At 68.8% G+C, this 21737-nt stretch carries 24 protein-coding genes and 1 tRNA gene; 8 read left to right on the forward strand and 17 right to left on the reverse strand.

Features of this window, described 5'->3' with window-relative positions; translation table 11 throughout:
- Positions 1 to 5: 5 nt before the first annotated feature.
- The 6 genes from ATK74_RS14380 to ATK74_RS14405 form a co-directional block, all read right to left on the reverse strand.
- Positions 6 to 764, reverse strand: a complete 759-nt coding sequence (locus tag ATK74_RS14380) for a CpaE/TadZ family protein (RefSeq protein ID WP_098461692.1) — start codon at positions 762 to 764, stop codon at positions 6 to 8.
- Complete coding sequence (locus tag ATK74_RS14385; RefSeq protein WP_098461693.1) at positions 761 to 1375, reverse strand: SAF domain-containing protein; 615 nt, start codon at positions 1373 to 1375, stop codon at positions 761 to 763. The genes ATK74_RS14380 and ATK74_RS14385 overlap by 4 nt, the downstream gene beginning before the upstream one ends.
- A gap of 327 nt (positions 1376 to 1702) precedes the next feature.
- Entirely contained in the window at positions 1703 to 2245 is a 543-nt protein-coding gene (locus ATK74_RS14390; protein ID WP_098461694.1) for a DUF4854 domain-containing protein, read from the reverse strand.
- A 223-nt stretch (positions 2246 to 2468) separates the two neighbouring features.
- Positions 2469 to 2876 carry a VOC family protein gene (locus ATK74_RS14395; RefSeq protein ID WP_098461695.1) on the reverse strand — a complete coding sequence of 136 codons (408 nt, stop codon included), beginning with the start codon at positions 2874 to 2876 and terminating at the stop codon, positions 2469 to 2471.
- Between the two features lie 146 nt (positions 2877 to 3022).
- Positions 3023 to 3340, reverse strand: a complete 318-nt coding sequence (locus ATK74_RS14400; protein ID WP_098461696.1) for a hypothetical protein — start codon at positions 3338 to 3340, stop codon at positions 3023 to 3025.
- Between the two features lie 44 nt (positions 3341 to 3384).
- Positions 3385 to 3717 (reverse strand): hypothetical protein, encoded by a 333-nt coding sequence (locus ATK74_RS14405; protein WP_098461697.1) that lies wholly within the window; start codon positions 3715 to 3717, stop codon positions 3385 to 3387.
- A 212-nt stretch (positions 3718 to 3929) separates the two neighbouring features.
- Between ATK74_RS14405 and ATK74_RS14410 the strand changes: the two genes are divergently transcribed.
- Positions 3930 to 5237 (forward strand): aspartate kinase, encoded by a 1308-nt coding sequence (locus ATK74_RS14410; RefSeq protein ID WP_098461698.1) that lies wholly within the window; start codon positions 3930 to 3932, stop codon positions 5235 to 5237.
- Positions 5238 to 5329: 92 nt separating this feature from the next.
- On the opposite strand, the gene ATK74_RS14415 is transcribed toward ATK74_RS14410, so the two are convergent.
- The gene (locus tag ATK74_RS14415) at positions 5330 to 6580 is read right to left on the reverse strand and encodes a hypothetical protein (RefSeq protein WP_098461699.1); all 1251 of its coding nucleotides are present in this window, start codon (positions 6578 to 6580) and stop codon (positions 5330 to 5332) included.
- Positions 6581 to 6671: 91 nt separating this feature from the next.
- Here ATK74_RS14415 and ATK74_RS14420 point away from each other — a divergent pair, with 91 nt between their 5' ends.
- Both ATK74_RS14420 and ATK74_RS14425 read left to right on the forward strand, forming a co-directional pair.
- On the forward strand, positions 6672 to 6965 hold the full coding sequence (locus ATK74_RS14420) for a type II toxin-antitoxin system VapB family antitoxin (RefSeq protein WP_098461700.1): 294 nt from the start codon (positions 6672 to 6674) through the stop codon (positions 6963 to 6965).
- Between the two features lie 54 nt (positions 6966 to 7019).
- Entirely contained in the window at positions 7020 to 7604 is a 585-nt protein-coding gene (locus ATK74_RS14425) for a LytR C-terminal domain-containing protein (RefSeq protein ID WP_098461701.1), read from the forward strand.
- 39 nt (positions 7605 to 7643) lie between these two features.
- Here ATK74_RS14425 and ATK74_RS14430 read toward each other — a convergent pair whose 3' ends face one another.
- The 5 genes from ATK74_RS14430 to ATK74_RS14450 form a co-directional block, all read right to left on the reverse strand.
- Entirely contained in the window at positions 7644 to 9128 is a 1485-nt protein-coding gene (locus ATK74_RS14430) for a potassium/proton antiporter (protein ID WP_098461702.1), read from the reverse strand.
- A gap of 115 nt (positions 9129 to 9243) precedes the next feature.
- Positions 9244 to 9636: a dihydroxyacetone kinase phosphoryl donor subunit DhaM gene (dhaM, locus tag ATK74_RS14435; protein ID WP_098461703.1), complete on the reverse strand. Its 393-nt coding sequence runs from the start codon at positions 9634 to 9636 to the stop codon at positions 9244 to 9246.
- The gene (gene dhaL / locus ATK74_RS14440) at positions 9633 to 10262 is read right to left on the reverse strand and encodes a dihydroxyacetone kinase subunit DhaL (protein ID WP_098461704.1); all 630 of its coding nucleotides are present in this window, start codon (positions 10260 to 10262) and stop codon (positions 9633 to 9635) included. The genes dhaM and dhaL overlap by 4 nt, the downstream gene beginning before the upstream one ends.
- A 10-nt stretch (positions 10263 to 10272) precedes the next feature.
- Complete coding sequence (dhaK, locus tag ATK74_RS14445; RefSeq protein WP_098461705.1) at positions 10273 to 11274, reverse strand: dihydroxyacetone kinase subunit DhaK; 1002 nt, start codon at positions 11272 to 11274, stop codon at positions 10273 to 10275.
- Between the two features lie 335 nt (positions 11275 to 11609).
- Positions 11610 to 12620 (reverse strand): LacI family DNA-binding transcriptional regulator, encoded by a 1011-nt coding sequence (locus tag ATK74_RS14450; RefSeq protein ID WP_098461706.1) that lies wholly within the window; start codon positions 12618 to 12620, stop codon positions 11610 to 11612.
- 185 nt (positions 12621 to 12805) lie between these two features.
- Between ATK74_RS14450 and ATK74_RS14455 the strand changes: the two genes are divergently transcribed.
- From ATK74_RS14455 to ATK74_RS14465, 3 genes are all read left to right on the forward strand, one after another.
- Positions 12806 to 15253 carry a glycoside hydrolase family 65 protein gene (locus tag ATK74_RS14455; RefSeq protein WP_098461707.1) on the forward strand — a complete coding sequence of 816 codons (2448 nt, stop codon included), beginning with the start codon at positions 12806 to 12808 and terminating at the stop codon, positions 15251 to 15253.
- A complete protein-coding gene (locus ATK74_RS14460) occupies positions 15250 to 15699 on the forward strand; it encodes a hypothetical protein (RefSeq protein ID WP_098461708.1) in 450 nt (149 codons plus the stop codon). The genes ATK74_RS14455 and ATK74_RS14460 overlap by 4 nt, the downstream gene beginning before the upstream one ends.
- Before the next feature lie 81 nt (positions 15700 to 15780).
- Complete coding sequence (locus tag ATK74_RS14465; protein ID WP_098461709.1) at positions 15781 to 17967, forward strand: glycoside hydrolase family 65 protein; 2187 nt, start codon at positions 15781 to 15783, stop codon at positions 17965 to 17967.
- 11 nt (positions 17968 to 17978) lie between these two features.
- On the opposite strand, the gene ATK74_RS14470 is transcribed toward ATK74_RS14465, so the two are convergent.
- From ATK74_RS14470 to ATK74_RS14490, 5 genes are all read right to left on the reverse strand, one after another.
- On the reverse strand, positions 17979 to 18425 hold the full coding sequence (locus ATK74_RS14470; protein ID WP_143483695.1) for a hypothetical protein: 447 nt from the start codon (positions 18423 to 18425) through the stop codon (positions 17979 to 17981).
- 165 nt (positions 18426 to 18590) lie between these two features.
- The gene (locus ATK74_RS14475; protein WP_098461711.1) at positions 18591 to 18770 is read right to left on the reverse strand and encodes a hypothetical protein; all 180 of its coding nucleotides are present in this window, start codon (positions 18768 to 18770) and stop codon (positions 18591 to 18593) included.
- Between the two features lie 212 nt (positions 18771 to 18982).
- Positions 18983 to 19070, reverse strand: a tRNA-Ser gene (locus ATK74_RS14480).
- 61 nt (positions 19071 to 19131) lie between these two features.
- A complete protein-coding gene (gene tadA, locus ATK74_RS14485; protein ID WP_098462303.1) occupies positions 19132 to 19563 on the reverse strand; it encodes a tRNA adenosine(34) deaminase TadA in 432 nt (143 codons plus the stop codon).
- Positions 19564 to 19580: 17 nt separating this feature from the next.
- Positions 19581 to 20213 (reverse strand): tRNA adenosine deaminase-associated protein, encoded by a 633-nt coding sequence (locus ATK74_RS14490; RefSeq protein WP_098461712.1) that lies wholly within the window; start codon positions 20211 to 20213, stop codon positions 19581 to 19583.
- Positions 20214 to 20342: 129 nt separating this feature from the next.
- Here ATK74_RS14490 and upp point away from each other — a divergent pair, with 129 nt between their 5' ends.
- Positions 20343 to 20969, forward strand: coding sequence for a uracil phosphoribosyltransferase (gene upp, locus ATK74_RS14495; protein ID WP_211283474.1), 627 nt, complete (start codon positions 20343 to 20345; stop codon positions 20967 to 20969).
- 91 nt (positions 20970 to 21060) lie between these two features.
- The gene (locus ATK74_RS14500) at positions 21061 to 21717 is read left to right on the forward strand and encodes a GNAT family N-acetyltransferase (RefSeq protein ID WP_098461714.1); all 657 of its coding nucleotides are present in this window, start codon (positions 21061 to 21063) and stop codon (positions 21715 to 21717) included.
- Positions 21718 to 21737: the final 20 nt, after the last annotated feature.

Here is a 21737-nt window from a genome sequence, read left to right on the forward strand (position 1 = left end):
CCGCTTCACGAGGGCACCCCGATCAGCCGCCGATGGCCTTCGGTCCGCTCGGCCAGGGTGGCCGACAGACCCCGGACGTCGGTGAGGAAGGCCCCCGAAGCCAGCCGGCGTGGCGGTGGCTCACCGGCCGCGAAGACCTCGGCCTCGGCCGGACGCCAGGCGATCTTGGCCCATACGCTCACCCCGAACCGAGCCGCGATCTCGCCCGATCCGTAGGGCCGCCCGGGCCCGACCACGATCAGCCCCACCCGCTCCGGATCGGTGGCTTCGACCACCTCGGGCAGATAGAGCCGCAACGCCGCTAAGTCGACAAGTCGACTCCCGGTGACCACCAGCACCCCGGCGGCCACCTTCACCAGGGCTGGCGGCAGCCCGGCGGCGCCGATCCGTCCGCAGTCGACCACCACCAGCCCCGACTCACTGGCCAGCGCCGCAGCCAAGTCCGGCCAGGCCGCACCGAACAGCCCGGCCATCCCGGGGCTGGAGAAGCCGGGCAGGAAGTCGTGGCCGGGCTCGCCCAGGCTGACCGTCATGGCGGCCAGCTCACTCTCCAGCGGACGCCGCTCGCGATGCGCCTGGAGCAGTCCGCCCAGCCCTCGTCCGCCCGGGTCGATGCCTTGCAGATAGCCGGCCAGCACCGACTGATCGGGCTCGGGGTTGGCGTCCACCAGCAGCGCCGGTCCGATCGAGTTGGTGGCCAGCGCAACCGCCAGGGTGGTCACCCCAGGGGAGTGCCCGGCGCTGGCCAGCAGGAAGACGCTCATTGACCGGTCTCCGCAACTCGCAGAAGGGAGAGCTGATCGGCGGCGGCCAGCTTGGCCACCCGCTCGGCCTCGGCCTGGCCGACCGTGACGTCGAGCAGAGCGGCTCCGTCGGGGAGCTGCTTGGCTGCGGTGGCGATTTGGGCGGTCACCGACGGCCCGTCCGGGCCTTGGCCGGCCTCACGCGTGACCGGAACCAGTAGAACCGCGGTCCCCGGTGGCAGTGGCATCGACGGCAATCGGCCGGCGGGCAGGCGCAAACCCATCAGCACCTGCCCGCCTCCGACCAGCGGCTCCCCAAAGCCTTCCGGATGCAGCAGAGTTCCAGCGGCCAGGTCCGTACGCGCAGTGCGTCCGATCACCTCGGCCAGCCGTTCGGCGGCAACCGTCGCCACTCCCGGGGCCGGAGCCGCCGAGGTGACGCCCAGGTCGGTCGCGGTGATCACCTGGTCGCGGTACACCGTACGCTTCACGATCACGACGGCCTCGGTTTGCGAGAGGTTTCCCCATAGCAGGGCCGCTCCGAGGGTGCCCAGGCAGACCGCGAGGACGCCGGCCGCGATCCAGCGCACGTTGCGTCGTGGACGCTGCGCAGCCCCCGCTGATCCGGCCATGGCCGTCCCCCTCTCGCCGCGGCGGACGGACCGGGGTGGTGGCCAGTGCACCAGCGGCGATTCGGTGATCGTAGGCGAAGTGCTCGCCGAGCGGCAGAGCAAGTTCCCGAGGTGTGGATAACTCAACGACCTCTGCGACTAGGGGTTTTGTGCGCAACCCCTAGTCGCAGCCGCTCATCGTCGTACGAAGTCGTACGTTCTGGGCCTGGTCAGGCCCGGTCGGCGCGCGCTCGTCCGCTGCTGCCGAGGGGGAAAGCAGCGGCGGCCGCCGGAAACCGACGACCGCCGCAGCGAGTCAAGAGAGCAGAAGGTGCACCGCTTCTGAGATCAGGCCTTCGGGGCGAAGGTGTGTGACCACAGCTTCGAGCTGTCCGAGTTCAGGTAGACGAACCGCACCTTCGGATCGACAACGCCGACCTTGTTCATGGCCGGGTAGACGTTCTTGTCGAGGACCGACTCCAGGGTCGACACCATGCCGTCGAAGTACTTCTTGGCGACCTTGCGATCCAGCTTCTTGGCGAAGGTGTAGGTGAAGATGATCGTCCCCGGAGCCTCGCTGGTGATCACGACCTTCTTGTAGGTGCCCTTGCTCTGCTCGAGGACCTTGTCGGTCTGGGCCTTCTCGGCCTGGACGTACATCTCCAGCCGCTGCTCGGGAGTGAGGATGTTGCCATCGGTGGACGCGCTGGGCGTCGGTGCGGCGGAGGTCTGTGACGCGCTCGGCGATGGCGCTGCGCTGGTCGAGGATGCGCTGGTGGTGGGTGCGCTGGACGTGTTGGCGGGAGCCGCGGCCCCCGAACAACCACTCAGGACGGCCGGCACCAACAAGGCGATGAGTGCGGCAGTCAGACCCGTGCGGGCGGACTTCATGGGTTCTCCTAGGGAGAGTTGAGAGTATGTGGGCGCAAGATCCGGGAGCGAGGTGGTGTGGTCCGTCGGCAACCCGGGCGCGGCCGTCCACTCCGCGAGCCTTGCCGTACCGGAATCCTCTCCAAACCGTGACCCAGTAGCCAGTTATGACCGAGAATTGTCCGCTCGAAATGCCCAGTGACCAGGGGTGCTATGCACGTCCGGGGGCGCGGGACGTCGCCGCTCAGGACGGCGCGGTGATGTTGAACATCCACTCCATGCCGAAGCGATCCTTCACCTGCCCGTAGACGTCGTCCCAGACCTGGCGCTCGAGCTTCACCACGATCTCGCCGCCCTCGGCCAGCGCGGTGAACCAGCCCTCTTGAGTGGCCAGGTCGTCGCCCATCACGGCCAGGTAGATCCGGGTGGTGCCCCACTTGGCCTCGTCCCCGGGCATCGCGTCGGACGCGGCCAGTGAGATCTCCTCGGACGTCAGCTCGCCGTGCATGATCCCGTCCGCCGGCATGTCTGTGACGCCGAACTGGGCGAAGGTGTGGAGGATCAGCTCCCCGCCGAACACCGATTGGTAGAAGGTGAGGGCCTCGCGCGTGTTTCCGGGGAAGTTCAGGTATGGAACCAGCTTGGTCGTCATGTCGACTCCTTAGTCATCGGTCCTAACAACCTTCCCCGCCGGGCGTCGCATGGCAACCCCCCAGCGGTAATTCCCGCCAAGGCGTGGACGCACCCGGCGGTTGCTCAGCGGCGCCGGAGAGCCTGACCTCGACGCCGATGTGCGGTTCAGCCGGCCTTGCGGCGCTTGGCCAACTCGCTGTTGATCGCGCCGATCACCGAGCTGGCCACGATGGCAATGCCGATGTTCCACCACCAGCTACCGAACCCCAGGAGCGCGCCGACGACGGCCACCGGCCAGATCGCCGACACGATGACGGTCAGCGTCGACTCCAGCGCTGATGGCACGGACCGCCTGGCCGGAACCAGCACCTCACCGCTCACCGGCGTGAGCTCGGCAGGTCGCGGATCCGAGATCGAATCAGCCGACGACGAGTCCCAGGCGGGCTGGTGCCACTGCTGCTCGTCCGACGGAGTTTGGCTCACCGCTTCATGGTAAGCGGACTCGGGTGGCCGGGGAATTGTCCCGGTCACTGAATGTAGGTGGTGTGCCGAGCCCGGCGCATCCGCTTCAGGACGGCGCCGCTGACGATCGCCACCACCAAGGTCGTGACGAACATCGAACTCCAGTTGCCCGTGATCAGGGCGGCTACCAGGAAGACCGGCCACACCCAGGTACGGATCGCGGCCACCACGCGCTCGGCCTCCGACGGCGGTGCCACCTGGAACGGACGGATCCCGACCAGTTGGCCCTCCATGGCCGGGGGCTGGTTCTGCGCAGTGCCGAAGCTGGGCTGCTCCCATCGCGGGTCACCCCAGGTGTTGTTCTCGGGGCGGATCTGCGTGGGCTCTTGAGCGGACATGACTCAAGGCTAGATCCGCGGCAAAGCCCCGGGTATCCGGAGTTGCCACTGTCCGACCCTGAGCCGGGGTCAGGGATTCCGGCTCGGAGACAAGGGTGTCCGGCAGCGGATCAGCGGGTAGGCAGCGCCGTCCACCTCTGGCAAAGTAGACGCGGCCCGCGAAACGCCGGTGGACGACCATAGAACCGTCCCCAGCGATCGCGAGGACAAGGATGGACGGCAACGGAACCGTCCCCGTTGTGGAGGCAGACCAGGTGCGGGTGGTACAGAAGTTCGGCGGCTCCTCGGTGGCGGACGCCGAGAGCATCAAGCGGGTGGCCCGCCGGATCGTCGCGACCAAGAACGCCGGCAACGAGGTGGTCGTGGTCATCTCCGCCATGGGCGACACCACCGACGACCTGATGGATCTGGCTCAGCAGGTCTCGCCCAACCCGCGTCCGCGTGAGCTCGACATGCTACTCACCGCCGGTGAGCGGATGAGTGCGGCGCTGCTGGCCATGGCCATCAACGACCTGGGCGCCGAAGCCCGCTCGTTCACCGGCTCGCAGGCCGGCGTGATCACCACCGGCACCCACGGCGACGCCCGGATCATCGACATCACCCCGGGACGGATCGTCACGGCGCTGGCCGACGGGGACGTGGTGATCGTGGCCGGCTTCCAGGGCGTCTCCCAGACCACCAAGGACATCACCACGCTGGGCCGCGGCGCGTCCGACACCACGGCCGTGGCGCTGGCCGCCGCGCTGAAGGCCGACCACTGCGAGATCTACTCCGATGTGGACGGCGTCTTCACCGCCGACCCCCGGATCGTCCCGGGCGCCCAGCGGATTCCCGAGATCTGCTACGAGGACATGCTGGAGCTGGCCGCCAACGGCGCCAAGATCCTGCACCTGCGCTGTGTGGAGTACGCCCGCCGGGAGAACGTGGCGGTACACGTCCGCTCGTCCTTCTCGGACAAGCCGGGCACCTGGGTCAAGGACATCAACTATGAGGAACTGGGCATGGAACAGCCGCTGATCACCGGAATCGCCCACGATCGCAGTGAGGCGAAGATCACCATCGTCGGGGTGCCGGACCGGGTCGGTGAGGCGGCCGACATCTTCACGATCATCGCCGAGGCCGACATCAACATCGACATGATCGTCCAGAACGTCTCCCGCACCCAGGAGCAGGCCACCGACATCACCTTCACCCTGGCCCAGTCCGACGGCGCCAAGGCGATCGCGGCGCTCGAGGCCGTCCAGGAGCGGATCGGCTTCGACAAGGTCGTCTACAACGACCAGGTCGGCAAGGTCTCGGTGGTCGGGGTCGGGATGCGCTCGCACCCGGGCGTCACCGCCAAGTTCTTCCGGGCGCTGGCCGAGGCCGGGGTCAACATCGGGATGATCTCCACCTCCGAGATCCGGATCTCGGTCGTGGTCGACATCGATCAGGTGGACGTCGCCGTCCGGGCCGGCCACACCGCATTCGGGCTGGACTCGTCCGAGCAGGCCGTCGTCTACGCCGGCACCGGCCGCTGATCCTCCCGCGACCGCCGGGAGAGTAGTCGTCGCAGAGCGCACCTCTGGACGGCCGGAGCGATGCGCTGCTCGCAGCCGTCCAGAGCTCCGGGTCAGTGCTCCAGGAGCACGAGGCGGGTCGGCTTACCGCCGGTCTTGATCGTCTTGGCCACCTTGCGCAGGTCGGTGGTCAGGCTGATCACGCGACCCGACTGGGGCACCGAGACATACGCGCGGGTGTCGCCGATGGCCAGATCGGGCAGGATCGCGTACTCGGTGGTCTCGTCGATGGCCGTGGAGATCTTCTTCATCACCTTCCGCTCGCGGATCAGGGAGCCGGTCGAGGCATTGCGCAGCTGCAGGTAGCCCTGGTGGGTGAGCACGTACAGCTTGGTCCGATCAGCGGAGAAGTCGACCGCGACCGCGGTGCGTCGATGCTTGCCATTGGCCAGTTTCACCGAGGTGATGGTCGGCACCGCGGTGCTGGTGTCGATGCGGTGCAAGGCGGTGAGGGCACCCTCGTTGCTTCCCCAGACGATCGAGCCGGTGCCGCGGTGCAGGGCTCCGTCGCGGAAGCCGTCGGGGTAGCTGACAAAGGACTGCTCACCGACGCCCGGGACGGACGGGACCACCCGCAGTCCGTTGCCGCAGGCGAAGATCACCCGGCTGCTGTCGGAGGTCAGGACGCTGCCGTGCAGCGCCGGGCATGAGCCGGTGCCGCGGGAGAGGACGGTTCCCGTGCGGGCGTCGATCACCTGACTGGTGCCGATCACGTTGCCGACGTGCAGCAACTCGGTGCCGTCGGGCGCCGTGACCTGGGTGAAGCTGTAGTGGCCGGGCGTGCCCAGGCTCAGGGCGCCGGCGTTGATATCGCCCAGGCCGGAGACCTTGGTCGGGTCGATCAGCTGCAGCTTGCCGTTGGCTTCCAGGGCGATCCCGATCTTGCCGTCGATCTCGGGCAGTCGGCCGTCGTGCACCCCGCCGGAGGAGTTGGCGATCCAGGTTCGGGCGACGTAGGGACGTCCGGCCTTGCCGGTGGACTCGTCGTAGGCGGTGTCGATCATGGTGACGTGGTCGCGATCGGTGCTGCGACCGCGGAAGGCGAAGGCCAGCGTGCCGTCGGTGCTGGCGGCCAGGCTGATCGGGGCCTTCGGGGTGGAGATTCGCTCGCGCACCGCCTGGTCGTCGATCACGATGACGTTGCCGGAGGAGGAGTCGGTGACCAGGAGCCGATCGGCGACCGTCCAGACCTCAGGCACTCGAGGGACGCTCTCGTGGGCTTGGGCGGTGGTGGCCGGGGACAGTGCGGTGGCGAGCAGCAGGCTGCCCACCCCCGCGGCTAGGAAGAAGCTGTGGATTCGCATAGCAGAAGATTATGAGAATCATTCTCAACAAAGCAAGCCCGTCGAACCTGGTTCACCTCCGGCCACCTGGCGTCCGGCCTAGACTGAAGCCGTGATCTTCAAGCGCGTTGGTGAGGGCCGTCCCTACCCCGAACATGGGTATCTGCAGAAGCAATGGGCGGCGATCGCACCGCAGCAGGTGCAGCTCTCGGACCTGGTCACCACCAAACGGAACCTCGATCTGGAGTCCCTGCTCGAAGACGACTCGACGTTCTACGGAGACCTGTTCGCGCACGTCGTGGCGTACCAGGGCGACCTCTATCTCGAGGACGGTCTGCACCGGGCCTTGCGGGCCGCCCTGCAGCAGCGAACGACAGTGCACGCCCGGGTGTTGGTTCTCCAGTAATCTGGACGACGCCGCGTCGGCGGCCAGCGGAACACCACTGAGGCAGGAGCACAGGTGAGGAAGGTCCTTCGGGTCGTCAAGACGCCGATCACGCTCATCGCGCTGCTGGCGATCCTGGGTTACGGGGCCTGGTGGGGCTACAAGACCTACAGCGTCCCGCTGATCAAGGCGGCCGATACCTGCGTGATGACCGATGTCGGCAGCGCCCTGACTCCGGACAAGGTCACCGTCCGCACCTACAACGGCAGCGAAGTGCCCCGGCTGGCCAAGGATGCCCGTGGCTACCTGCTCTCGTGGCATTTCCGGGTGATCGACTACAACAACAGCGAACGCCGGGTGCCCGGCATCGTGGTGATCGGGAACTCGGTCAACGACCCCGAGGTGAAGCTCGTCCAGCAGTTCTTCCCGGGTTCGACCGCCGAGGCGGACGGACGGACCAGCCACGTCGTCGACGTGATTCTGGGCACCAAGTTCGAGCAGCTGAACAACCCGAAGGCGACCTATCCGGTGAAGGGTCCGATCTGTCTGCCGGCCCCGCGGGCGACCCCGACGGGCGAGGTGAGCGACCCCGCCACCGAGGAGCCGGTGCCGTCCGAGTCGGCCAGCGCCAGCCCGTCCGGCAAGCCCAGCAAGAAGTAGTCGCTTCGGCCCTTCCGGTCAACGCGTGGACGCCGCGGCTCAGCCGCCGGCCTGCCAGCGGGCCAGCCGGCCGCCGGAGGCGATGCTGCGCAGACGACGCTCCACGGTCGGACGGTCCTTGCCATTGGTGACCACCAGCAGATCGTCCCCGGTGCGGACGATCTGATCCGGCCCCGGCGCGAACGGCTCACCGTCGCGGATGATCAGCGAGACCACCGAGTTGCGCGGCAACCGCAGCTCGCGGATGGTCACCCCGTGCAGTCGGGAGCCCTGCGGGACGTGCACCTGCAACATGTCGGCCTTGATGGTGTCCAGCGGGGCGAACTCGAACTCCACATCGGTGGCGTCGTCGCCCTTGGAGACCTTCAGCACCCGCGCCAGCCACGGCAGGGTCGGCGCCTGGATCAGGGTGAACACCACCACGAAGGCGAAGACCAGGTCGAACAGGGTCTCCGCGCCCGGGGCGCCGGCGGCCAACGGGACCGTGGCCATGATGATCGGGACGGCACCGCGCAGCCCGGCCCACGAGATGAAGACCTGTTCTCGCCAGGGCACCTTGAACCAGACCAGACAGACGAACACCGACACCGGACGGGCGATCAGAGTCAGGAAGGCGCCGGCGGCCACCCCGATCAAGTCGATGCTCAGCGGCACCTTGAACGGGTCGGCCAGCACGCCCAGCATCACGAACAGCCCGATCTGGGCCACCCAGCCGATCCCTTCGGCGAAGGAACGGGTGGCGTGCCGGTGCGGTAGTTGGCCGTTGCCGAGCATGAGGGCGGTGACGTAGACCGCGGCGAAGCCGGAGACGTGGGCCATGCTGCCCAGTCCGTAGGAGAGCACCGCCCAGCCCATGGCGGCCAGCGGGTAGAGGCCCGCGGCCGGCAGCGCCACCGTCCGCAGCGCACGGACGCCCAGCCAGCCCATCGCCACACCGACGGCCAGACCGCCGACCAGTTCGACCAGGATCAGGCCGACCATCCAGACCGGTCCGCCTTCGGTGCCACCACCGAGCGTCCAACTGGTGGCGGTGGCCACCAGCAGCACGATCGGCGCGTCATTGAAGCCCGACTCGGCCTCCAGGGTGGCCCGCAGCTTCGAGGGCAGCGGCACCCGACGTAGCACCGAGAAGATGGCGGCCGCGTCGGTGGGTGAGGTGATCGCACCGAGCAGGATGGCACTGGTCGGGTCGAGCCCGAGCACGTAGTGGGCGAACAACGCCATCAGCCCGACCGAGACGCCGACGCCGAGGGTGGCGAGCAGGATGGCGCTCGGCAGCGCCGATTTGATCTCCGACCAGCGGGTGGTGAAACCGCCCTCGCCCAGGATCAGGACCAGTGCGGCGAAGCCCAGGGAGTGGGCCAGATCGGCGTCATCGAAGTTGAGTCCGAGCGCTCCGACGGTGACGCCCAGGCCCAGGAAGAGCAACAGGGACGGCAGTCCGAACCGGCTTCCCAGCCGGGCGGCGCCGATGGATGCGAGCAGCAGTGCAGAACCAAGTAACAAGACTTGATCCAGTTGCACACGGCTCCTTTCCAGGCGACAGGTTACCGGTCGAGGCTCATCGGCCGCCCGGGAGGCTTCGGATATGCGGACGGGCCGGCTCCGCAGCAGCTGCGGAACCGGCCCGTCGTTGGACTTACTCGAACAGCTCTCTGGCGCGTCCGGCCGCCACCACGGCGTCCAGGTCGCCACCGACCTGGGAGGTCACCGCAGCAGCCACCGCACCTTCGACCAGCGGGCCGTCACTGAACTTCACGTGCGCGGCCTCGTCCTCGTCCAGGAACTCCAGGACCGAGTCCACGGTCATGGTCGCCGAGCCGAGATCGGTGAGGATCGCCACATCGAGCCCGGCCTCCCGCAACTCGGTGATCGCGGCCGACACCTTGTCGAACGAGGTGCCGATCCGTCCGTCGTCGGTGCCGCCGGCCGCCCGCAACTGCACGTCACGGGCCATCTGCGAAGCGAGTTCGACGACTCCGTCCGCGAGCTGGGCGGAGTGCGAGACGATCACCAGACCGACGCTGCTCATGCCCCGGCTGCCTTCGCCGCCTCGTCGAGCAGGTAGGCCGTCGAGGTGGACCCGGGATCCTTGTGGCCGATCGACCGCTCGCCCAGGTAGGACGCCCGGCCCTTGGTGGCCTGCATCGGAATGGTCGCCTCGGCACCAGCCGCAGCAGCGTCCGCCGCCGCCCGAAGGACGGCTGCCGGCGTCGCCCCGGCCTGCTGGGCGGCCGTGGCCGCCTCCAGAGCCGGAGTCCAGGCGTCCACCATGGTCTTCTCGCCGGTGGTCGCCTTGCCCCGAGCCACGATCCCCTCCAGGGCGGCCGCGATCATGGCGACCACCTTCTCGGAATCCAGATCGCTGTCGGCGGCCTTGGCTGCCCGCATGAACGCGGTCCCGTACAACGGCCCGGCCGCACCGCCGACGGTGGACATCAGAGTCGATGCCACCATCTTCAGTACGCCCTGGACGTCCGGGATGCTGTCGTCGAGCTTGGCCACCACGGCTTTGAAGCCGCGCGACATGTTCTCGCCGTGATCGCCGTCCCCGATCTCCCGGTCAAGGTCGATCAGTTCCATCCGATGCTCTTCGAGTGTGGCTTGGGCGCCGCGAATCCACGCCAGCGCCCAAGCCAGGGAAAGGTTGTCCGTCACTCGGTAATCCTCACACGCCGCGGCGGAAGGCCGGGGTGAGAACCGGAGCGTCCCACAGGGCGGTCAGCTCGTCGTCGAGAGCCAGCACGGTCACCGAGCAGCCCTGCATCTCCAGGCTGGTGATGTAGTTGCCGACCAGGGAACGGGTGACCTTCAGGCCAGCGGCCTCGAGGCGGGCCCGAGCGTGGTTGTACACGATGTACAGCTCGGCCTCGGGGGTGCCACCCATGCCGTTGACGAACAGCAGCACCTCGGTGCCGGCAGCCGGCTTGAGGTCGGCCAGGATCGGGTCGACCAGCTGGTCGGTGATCGAGTCGGCCGGGGCCATCGGGATGCGGTGGCGTCCGGGCTCGCCGTGGATGCCGATACCGATCTCGATCTCGTCATCGCTCAGGTCGAAGGACGGCTTGCCGGCGTGCGGGACGGTGCAGGCGGAGAGCGCCACACCCATCGAGCGCACCTTCGAGTTCACCTTCTCGGCCACGGCCAGGACGGCGTCCAGGTCGTCGCCACGATCGGCGGCCGCACCGGCGATCTTCTCGACCAGGACGGTGCCGGCGACGCCGCGGCGTCCGGCGGTCCAGGTGGAGTCCTCGACGGCGACGTCGTCGTTGACCACGATGGTCTTGACGGTGATGCCCTCCATGTCGGCCATCTCGGCAGCGGTCTCGAAGTTGAGGACGTCGCCGGTGTAGTTCTTCACGATGTGCAGGACGCCCGCGCCACCGTCGACGGCCTTGGTGGCCTCGAAGATCGGGTCAGGGGTCGGGGAGGTGAAGACGGCGCCCGGAACGGCGGCGTCGAGCATGCCCTTGCCGACGTAACCCGCGTGCAGCGGCTCGTGGCCGGAGCCACCACCCGACACCAGGCCGACCTTGCCCTTGACCGGAGCATCGGCGCGAACGACGTAGTCAGGATCGAAATGCACGGTGACCAGATCGGCATGTGCTGCCTGGAAACCGGACAGGGTTTCGGCGACCACATTCGCGGGGTCGTTGATCAGTTTCTTCACAGGTGCTCTCCTTTGAGACGTTGCGGGTGGGCTGGCTCCACTCTGCCCGGTTCGGAGGGTGCCGAAAAGGAGTGTCGCCCGCACTTTCGTTCACCGGCGGTCGGCCCGACTGAACGACTGTTCGCTGAGCCTCAGTAATCGTGCGAATGGCCTTGTCGGACGGGTGCTCCCGGGCTCACGTCGGCAGGCGTCCGGCAGCGTCCGGATGTCTCCGAGATGAAGACGATGGCCCGGGTTGCGTCCATCCGGCCACACGCTCGCGACAAGGGCGGACGGCGTTGAGGCCGTCCCCCGGTGAGCCACCGACAAGGGCGGACGGTGAGAACCGTCCCCGGTCAGCGGGCGAAGGCCTCGAGACGGCGGACCACGAGCTCGGGCTCGATCAGGAGCTGTCGGGACGGTTCGCCGTTGGCGGCGGCCAGGGCCAGCTCGACGGCCAACCGGGCCGCCTCCTCGACCGGTTGGGCCACGCTGGACAGCCCCATGGCCCGGGCCACCGGGGTGTCGTCGAAGCCGACGATCGGCGCGTGGCCGTCGCGATGGCCGAACACCGACAAGGCGCCCATGGCCATGGCATCGCTGCCGCAGACCACGGCGGTCACTCCGCGTTCCTGCAGGGCGGACGCAGCCGCGGCACCGGCCTTGGGGGTGTCCCGCTCGGTCAGCTCCTGATCCCCGCCGACGCTCGGCACGCACTCGGCCAGCGCCTCCAGGCAGCCGGCCCGTCGATCCTCGCTGGCCCCGCCGACCCGCGGGCCGAGGTAACCGATCCGCCGATAACCGGCTGCGACCAGGTGTTCCACCGCGGCCCGGACGCCGACGCGTCCGTCCACGTCGACCCAGGAGTGCGGAGCTTCCGGACGCTCCCACTGCCGACCGAACGCAGAGAACGGCAGGCCGGCCTCCCACAGCGCGGCCGGTCGCGGGTCGCCGGGGTAGGTGTCGGAGATGATGGCCGCGTCGATCTGCGCCTCCTCGTGCAGCTCGACCAGGGCGTCGGCCTCGCTGCGCATGTCGTCGGCGCAGAACAGGGCGATCCGGTATCCGTGGGCCTGAGCGGCCTCGGTCACCGCGTGGGTGAAGCGGTCCATCAGGGCGCCCTCGATGCCGTCCCCGGCCGGGTAGAGGCGCAGCGCGATGGTCATCGAACGCTTGGTGCGCAGCGCCCGAGCGGCTGCGGACGGACGGTAGCCGCTGGCCTCGATCGCCTCCAGTACCCGGTTGCGGGTCTCCTCGCTGACGATGCTCGGGTTGTTCAGCACATTGGAGATGGTCTGGCGGGAGAGTCCCAGCTGATCGCCGAGGGACGCCAAAGTTGCTCTCTTGCCGGCTTTGGCCTTGCTCATCAGTGACCTCCGAGGCACGATTGTGCTTTACTTTGATCGATCAAACCAGCGGACGCCCCCACATTTCTCAATGATGGACGTTTCGCGATCCACAAGCTTTGAACGATCAAATGCCGATCAACCGGGGCCTGGCCTCGGGCTGAACCTCGGGGGGTTTGGTGGCAACAGGCGCGCAGCGCGGCGCGATGGCCGAGGAGCTCATCGATCGTGCCCGCTTCCCGCTGCTGGCCTGGGGGCTGGGCGAGCTGCGCTACGAGACCACCTCGCTGGGCCAGCGGGAGACGATCTTCGCGGTCGGCAACGGCTATCTGGGCCTGCGCGGCGAGGACGAAGAGGCCACCGCGGTTGAAGCCCCCGGCTGCTTCTTGAACGGCTTCCACGAGACCTGGCCGATCAAGCACGCCGAGGCCGCCTACGGCTTCGCCAAGACCGGCCAGACCATCATCAACGTGCCCGACGCCAAGCTGGTCCGGCTCAGCGTCGACGGCCAGACCCTCGACCCGGCCGAGGCGAGCAGCTACTCCCGGGTCCTCGACTTCCGCACCGGGGTGCTGCGCCGCGAGCTGAGCTGGCGTACGGCGTCCGGCAAGAATGTCCGGCTGCACTCATCCCGGCTGGTCAGCTTCGTCCGCCGGCACGTGGCCCAGGTGGTCTACGAGATCGAGGTGGACGCCGCCGCCGACGTGGTGGTCACCTCGGAGCTGCGCAATCGGGCCGACGGAATGCCGGCGGTCACCGAGGGGGCCGGCTTCGATCCGCGCCGGGCCGGTGGCTTCGGCCATCGCGTCCTGGTCACTGAACTCGTCGAGGAGGTCGGCGACCGATGGTCGCTCGGCTGGCGAACCGCCAACTCCGGTCTCGGTCTGGCCGTTGGCGTCGCCCACCAGTTCGACTCGGCCAGCCCGGCCGACGTGGACGGCGCTGCCAGCGCTGACCACGCCGTCCGCAGCTGGCGGGTCCCGGCCGCGGCAGGTGAGCGGCTTCGGCTGGTGAAGTGGCTGAGCTACCACGACGGCCAGGCCGGTGTCCCGGTCGCCGGCCTGGCCGCGTCGGCGGCGTTCGACCTCGACCAGGCGCAGGCCGCCGGGGTGGACGCGCTGCTGGCCGAACAGGCCGCCTGGCTGACCGGCTATTGGGCCGATGCGGACGTGGAGTTGCCCGGCCAGCCCGAGCTGCAGCAGGCCGTCCGCTGGTGTCTGTTCCAGCTGGCCCAAGCCGCGGGCCGGGCCGACGGACGCGGCATCGGCGCCAAGGGCGTGACCGGCTCTGGCTACGAGGGACACTACTTCTGGGATACCGAGATCTATCTGGTGCCGTTCCTGACCCACACCAACCCGGAGCTGGCCCGCCAGGTACTGCGGTTCCGACTCGGGCTGCTCGACTCGGCCCGACACCGAGCTCGTGAACTGGCCCAGCGGGGTGCCCTGTTCGCCTGGCGGACCATCAACGGCGACGAGGCCAGCGCCTACTACGCGGCCGGCACCGCGCAGTACCACATCAACGCCGACGTGGCCGATGCACTGGCCCGCTACGCCGCGGTGAACGCCGACCCGGAGTTCCTCACGGGTGAGGCGTTCGTGGTGCTGATCGAGACCGCGCGACTGTGGGCCGACCTCGGGTTCTTCCGGGACGGTGGCTTCCACCTGCACTCGGTGACCGGGCCGGACGAGTACAGCGCCGTGGTGAACAACAACCTCTACACCAACCTGATGGCCCGCAAGCATCTGCGGGTGGCCGCCGCCGCTGCCCGGCGGCTGGAGGCGTCCGACCCGCAGCGGTGGACGCAGGCCGTCGCCGAACTCGGCCTCGATGACGCCGAGGTGAACGGCTGGCTGGCCGCCGCGGACGCCATGGTGGTGCCCTATCACGAGGGCTTCGGCGTCCATGCCCAGGACGCAGACTTCCTGACCCGCGCAGTGTGGGATCTGGCCCACACCAGCGGTGACCAGCATCCATTGCTGCTGCACTACCACCCGCTGGTGATCTACCGGCACCAGGTGCTCAAGCAGGCCGACGCCGTGCTGGCCGCCTTCCTGGCCGGGGACGAGTTCACGCCTGCGCAACGCCGAGCCATCTTCGAGTACTACGACCCGATCACCACCGGGGACTCCACCTTGTCAGCGCTGGTGCAGTCGATCGTGGCGGCCGAGGTGGGCTACCCGCAGCGGGCCGTCGAACTGTTCGCAGAAGGCAGCTTCGTCGATCTGGCCGACCTGCACCACAACACCCGCGACGGCGTCCACATCGCCTCGGCCGGCGGGGTCTGGAATGCGCTGGTCTACGGCTTCGGCGGCCTGCGCGACCACGGCGGACGGATCAGCATCGATCCTCGGCTGCCGGTCGGCTGGCCGGGCCTGCGGTTCAGCTTCCGGCTGGCCGGATCCCGGGTTCGCGCCGAGTTGACCACCGAGGAGCTGCAGCTGCGGCTGCTGGCCGGACCCGGCGGCGAGTTGCTGGTCTGCGGCCGGCCCTACCAGCTCACCGGCGAGTTGCGGATCCCCCTGGACGACCAGGGTCCCGAGCTGGCCCCGATCACCGGACGGCTGCCGTTGATCCACGGCCGACCGGCCACCACCGAACAGATCAGCCTGCAGTTGCCATTGCCGTCCATCAGCAAGGGAGACGCCGAATGAACCAGACCACGACCGTCCGCGCCGCACTGAGCTGGTTGGCGATCGCCGGCCCGTCACCGTGGCACCGCTTCCAGCTCGGCACCGCGCTCGGGCTGCGTCCGGTGTTCCTACTGACCGGGCCGTCGGCGCAGGGTGGACGGGCTCCGCTGCTGCGCACCGACGACCAACTGCGCACCTGGGCCTACGCGTTCAGCCAGGCCGGACGCCCGGAGCGGGCCGGCTGGCTGGCCGAGCTGCGCGCCACCCGGCTGCGCTCCCAGCTGGGCGTCGACCTGCTCGCCTGGGCCGAGCGGTACGGGGTGGGTGTGGTGCTGGACGAGGGCACCCCGCTGCGCTTCGCGATCCCGGCCGAACAGGTCCAGGCCTACCGGGTGGCCGCCGAGTACACCGGCATCGCCGCGGCCCGAGGGCTGGCCGGCGCCGAGCCGCTGCAGCGTTCGGCCTAGTCGTCCGCGTCTGGTTGGCCGAGGGAGGCTCGGGTAGCCTCATCGGATACCGCAACTCCACGACGCAGCGCGGGAGGCAGGATGGACGCCACGGACCAGCCGGCACCCGGCTGGACGCTGGACGAGGCGGAGTTCCACGCGTCCGGGCAGCATCACGGCGAGACCATCTTCACCATCGGCAACGGTCAGCAGTGCCTGCGCGGCGGCTTCGAAGAGGGCTATCCGGGCGAGCGAACCGCCGGCTTCGCGCACCGACTGTGGGACGCGGTCCCGGTCTTCGGCGAGGAACTGGCCGCCCTGCCGCGATGGTGGGGAGTGCAGCTGTGGGCCGGGGAACAGCCGATCCGACTCGACACCGGCCGGATCGAGGACTACCGGCGCAGCCTGGACCTGCGCACCGGCGTGCTGTCTCGCAGCTACCGCTGGCAGGGACCGGACGGGGCCGCGGCCGAGCTGAGCTGGCAGCGGTTCATCGACTTCAGCCGTCCGCAGCTGGCCGTGATCCGGCTGACGGTGCGGGCGCTGACCCCGCTGCCGCTGCGCGCTTGGGCCGGATTGTCGGCGGCCGTGGAGAACTCCGGTCTGGTCCACTGGGCGCCGGTCGGGCAGCAGGTGAGCGGCAACCGGGCCGAGCTGGCCGTCCGCACCCGAACAAGCGGCATCACCCTGGGCTGCGTGGCCGAGCTGAGCTGTCGGGTGCCGTCCGGCGAGGTCGAGGGAGTCGGCCTGGAGCAGACCGGTGAGCCGACCCTCGAGTACCGCGCCGAGCTGGCACGTGGTGAGGAGTTGCAGCTGACCAAGTACGTGGCGCTGGTGCCCGAGTTCGAGGCCGAGCAGCCGCTGGTCGCCGCGCGGGAGCTTGCCGCTCAGGCCGTCCACTTCGGTTGGGTCGGGCTGCGTTCATCCAGCGATGCCGCCTGGGCCCAGGTCTGGGAGGCCTGCGACATCGAGATCGACGGCGATCCGGAGGCCCAGCTGGCAATCCGGTTCGCGCTCTTCCAGTTGAACATCGCGGTACCCCGGTTCACCGACCGGGCCAGCCTGGGCGCCAAGACGCTCAGCGGCCTGGGCTATCGGCATCACGTCTTCTGGGACACCGAGATCTTCATGCTGCCGGTGTTCAGCTTCACTCAGCCCGAGCTGGCCGCGAACCTGCTGCGCTACCGCTGGCACGGGCTGGACGGGGCCCGGCGCAAGGCGGCCGAGGCCGGACGCCGCGGCGCCCAGTTCCCGTGGGAGTCGGCGGCCACCGGCGAGGAGGTCACGCCGCGCTGGATTCCCGATCCCGACCACCCCGGACGCCAGGTGCCGGTGCTCAGCGGCGACCGGGAGCTGCACGTCACCGCCGATGTCGGCTATGCGGCCTGGCAGTACTGGCAGGTCACCAACGACCAGCAGTTCCTGCTCGACTACGGCGCCGAACTGATCCTCGACGGTGCCCAGTTCTGGGCTTCGGCCGCGGTGGCCGAGCCGGACGGGCACTACCACCTGCGGCAGGTGATCGGGCCGGACGAGTACCACGAAGTCGTCGATGACAACGCCTTCACCAACCAGCTGGCGGCCTGGCATCTGCACGCGGCCGGGGCTCTGGCGGCCTGGCTGGCCGAGCATCAGCCCCAGCACTGGGCCCGGCTGTGCGCCGAGCTCGGCCTGGACGCCGCCGAACTCGCCCACTGGCTCGAGGTGGCCGCCGGCCTGTACGTCCCGTTCGAACCGGAGAGTGGGCTGATCGAGCAGTTCGCCGGCTACTTCGACCTCGACGAGCTCCCCGAGGCGCTGCTCCAGCCCAACCGGACGGTGTCGTGGCAGCGGCTGCTCGGCTTCGAGGAGGTGCAGCGGACCCGCGCCATCAAGCAGCCGGACGTGCTGATGCTGGCCCACCTGCTGCCCGAGCTGTTCACCGCCGAGCAACTAAGAGCCAACCAGGCCTTCTACGATCTGCGCACCGACCACGAGTACGGCTCCAGCCTCGGTCCGGCGATCAGTTCGGTGGTGGCGGCCCGGGCCGGGGAGATCGAGTTGGCCTACGTCCACTTCCTCCGGGCCGCCCGGACGGATCTGGCCGATGCCCGCGGCAATGCCGACGACGGGATCCACGGGGCGGCGGCCGGCGGCCTGTGGCAGGCCGTGGTGTTCGGCTTCGCCGGCTTCGAGCTGACCGCCGACGGCTGGCGGACGCGTCCGCGGCTACCCCACACGTGGCGTCGGCTGGCCATCAACCTGACCGTCCGCGGCCGTCGGGAGCGGATCGAGATCCCGCGTCCCTAGCTCGACTTCGGCTAGGCCGAGGACGTCGGCAGTTCGGGAAGCTCGGAGGAGAGTGCCGCGCCGAGTTCGTCTTCGGTGACCTCGAGCTCGCCGAGGCCGAGTTCGGCCGCCCGGCGCTTCACGACGTCCACGGCCACGGCCAAGCCGTACACCCGACGCATCGACAAAGCCACCTTGCGGGTCTCCGGATCGGCGAGGGCCCGCTCCAACACCGAACCGGCGACGATCGCGGCGACCGGGGGCTGCTCGAACGGCTCGGCCGGGGCCGGCGCGAGACTCGGGAGACCCTGGCTGACCAGACCAATCAGCGTGGCGACCTGAGTCGCCGTCTGGTCATGCTTGCGGCTCAGCTCTTCCAGCGCCTTGGTCAGGCTGTAGAGCCCGACAAGAACGATGATCGGGAAGACGATCATGAAGAAGACCGTCCAGATGAAGGTCACCAAGGACCAAATTCTCATCCACGCGTCGTCGTCCATGGCTGCCTCCACCTGCCGGGTATGGCCGCAGGCTAGCTGCGGTGCTCCCGGCGGGAGGTGGCTTTCGGGAAAGTCGGCCGATCCGTCCGGGAATCGTCCGACAGCCGAGCTTGTCGAAGCCCTGCGGGAACTCCGGAGTGAGGGCGGCTAGCGCTGCTGCTTGCTCAGCTTGAGCATCTGCCGGTAGGTCTCGGACTGTTGCTTGGCAACGTCCTTGAGTCGGAGGTGGATGCTGATCAGCAGCCCGAGGGCGACGAACGGGAACACGATCTGGAACAAGCCCCACACCGCTGCGATGAATGCGGCAAAACTCGGGTCGTCGGTCATTGTGAGCGCCTCCGTGTCTCTGGCCGGCCTGTGATCGGCAGGCTACTGCGACCGGTCGACGTGTCGGGCGTCTGGTGAGGGATGGCCGGGAATCGTCCGATGGGTCCCTTCGGCAGGCTCAGAGACCGGGGCCGGGCTCAGCGACCGGAGCCAGGCAAGCAGAAAGCCGACGAACCAGGAGGTTCGCCGGCTTCAGGTGGTCTCAGACCAGTTGGCGGTGGCGGAGGGATTTGAACCCTCGGAGGGTTGCCCCTCACGCGCTTTCGAGGCGCGCTCTTTCGGCCGCTCAGACACGCCACCGCGGGAGAGTGTACCCAGCCAGGTGCCGCGCGATCCAATCGCGGGTTGCCGGTGGACCGGCTCAGCGGTGAGCGTCGAAGAAGTCGCGCAGCAGTCGGCTGCTGGCCTCTGCGTCGATCCCGGCGACCACCTCGACCCGATGGTTCAGCCGCGGGTCGCGGATCACGTCCCACAGGGACGACACCGCACCGGCCTTCTCGTCGAAAGCACCGAACACCAGGCGTTCCACCCGGGACGCGACGATGGCGCCGGCACACATCGTGCACGGTTCCAAGGTCACCACCAGGGTGCAGCCGTCCAGTCGCCAACTGCCCACGGCGTCCGCCGCCCGACGCAACGCGACCACCTCGGCATGTGCGGTCGGGTCGCCGGTCAGCTCCCGCTCATTGACCCCGGACGCGATCAGCGCACCGGAGGCGTCCAGCACCACGGCACCGACCGGGACGTCGCCATGAACCGGCGCTGCAGCGGCCAACTCCAGCGCCTGCGCCATGGCGGGCTGCCAGCGGTTCACTCGAAGGTGGCCAGCGCCTTGGTGAACTCCGGACCGAACTTGATCCGGGTCGCGATCTGCTCGACCAGAGTGGCCGAATCCTCCTCGTAGTCCTCGGCGAGGGCTTCGAGTTCGAAGTCGTGCAGGCCCAGGTCGGCCAGGATGTCCAGATCGCCGACCGGGAAGCCGTCGTCCTCGGAATCCTCATCGGGCAGCTCGGCGCCGAGGAAGTCCACGACGTCCCTTGCCAGCGGCCAGTCGGTGGCCGCGACGATGTCGGAGCAGAGCACCTGGACGTGCTTGCCGCGGACTCGGACGATCACGAACACCTCGGAGGCGATCGAGACCAAGCCGAGGGCACCGCCGTCGCCGGGCATTCGGCGCAGCTGGGTGATCAGGGCCTCGAGGTCGTTGGCCAGGTCGAGCTCCAGTGGCAGCGCCACCGCCTGGCCGTCCTCGCGGTACAGCGCGATCACCAAATCGATGTCGTCTTCGGTGGCGTCGTCGGGGTAGTCCTCATCGTCGACGTCATCCTCGTCATCCTCGTCGTCAAGGTCATCGACAACGATCACCTCATCGAGGTCATCCAGCCCGGGACGGTCGTCGCCACGGTTGGGCAGTTCGAACTCCACATCGTCCGACGTGCTCACCCCAGCCTCCTTCTCCTTGGCCCTGCGAGGACTTCCATCGTCGCAGATAACCGCCGAGCTGGCACAGTCCGGTCAGTGCAAATCCGTCCGCCCGGGTGTGGGAAGGTTGCTCCCGTGGAACTTCGTGTCATCGAACATCCCTTGGTCACCGCCAAGATCACTCTGCTGCGCGACGAGAACACCTCCAGCGCCACCTTCCGCCAACTCGTCGAAGAGCTGGTCACCCTGCTCGCCTACGAGGCCACCCGCGAGGTGCGCGTCGAGCCGGTGCAGGTCAAGACGCCGGTCACCGTCACCACCGGCGTGGAGCTCACCCGTCCCCGTCCGCTGGTCGTGCCGATCCTGCGGGCCGGCCTGGGCATGCTGGAAGGGATGATGCGGCTGATGCCGACCGCTGAGGTCGGCTTCGTCGGCATGGTTCGCGACGAGGAGACCCTGCAGCCCTTCACCTACGCCGAGCGGCTGCCCAAGGATCTGTCCGGACGCCAGTGCTACGTGCTGGACCCGATGCTGGCCACCGGTGGCTCGCTGGGCGGCACCGTCCAGTTCCTGGTGGACCGCGGCGCCGACCACATCACCTGCATCTGCCTGATCGCCGCGCCGGAGGGCGTCGAGCGGATGCGCGAGCTGGTCGACCCGATCGGCGTCCCGTGCACTCTTGTCTGCGCGGCCCTGGACGAGCGGCTCAACGAGGTCGGCTACATCGTGCCCGGCCTGGGCGACGCCGGCGACCGCCTGTACGGCCTGGCCCAGTAGCGCTCATCCGCGACGCATCCCCTGCTCGGTAGGGGCGCGGAGGAGCCTTTGCGGTTGCCGCACGGAGCGGCTTCGGCCATAGGGTTGGTGCATGGAGCTTTCCGAGATTTGGCCGCCGTTTGGGCTGCGCATTGAAGCAGGTCCGCTGGTCCTGCGTCCGATCACCGACGATGTGATGCCGGCGCTGGTCGACCTTGCTCTCGGAGGCGTCCACGAGCCGGATCGGATGCCCTTCTTCGTGCCCTGGACCGACGCTCCGCCGGATCGGCTGCCGGCCAACTACGTCCAGTACCAGTGGGGACGGCGCGCTTCCTGGACCCGGGAGCACTGGGGCCTGGAGTTGGCCGTCGAGTACGAGGGCAGGATCGTCGGAACCCAGGGCATCACCACCGAGGACTACCTGATCACCCGGACGGGTGAAACCGGCTCCTGGCTGGGCCGCGCCCACCACGGGCAGGGAATCGGCACCAAGATGCGGCAGGCGATCTGCGCCTTCGTCTTCGACTATCTGGACGCCGAGGAGATCACCTCGGCCGCCTTCGCCGACAACCCGGCGTCGAATGCGGTGAGCCGCAAGGTCGGCTACCAGCCGAACGGCCTGATGCGGAAGACCCGACGGCCCGAGGAGTGGCACGGCTCGCAGCAGTGGCTGCTGACCCCGTCCCGATTCGTTCGTGGTGAGCCGATTCGGGTGGCCGGGGCGCAGGCCTTCCGCGAGTTCATCGGCCTGGAGTCACGGGTCGGCTGAGCCTTCTGCGGCCCTGTGCC

Origin of the sequence: Propionicimonas paludicola (genome assembly GCF_002563675.1) — a bacterium.
GTDB lineage: Bacteria > Actinomycetota > Actinomycetes > Propionibacteriales > Propionibacteriaceae > Propionicimonas > Propionicimonas paludicola.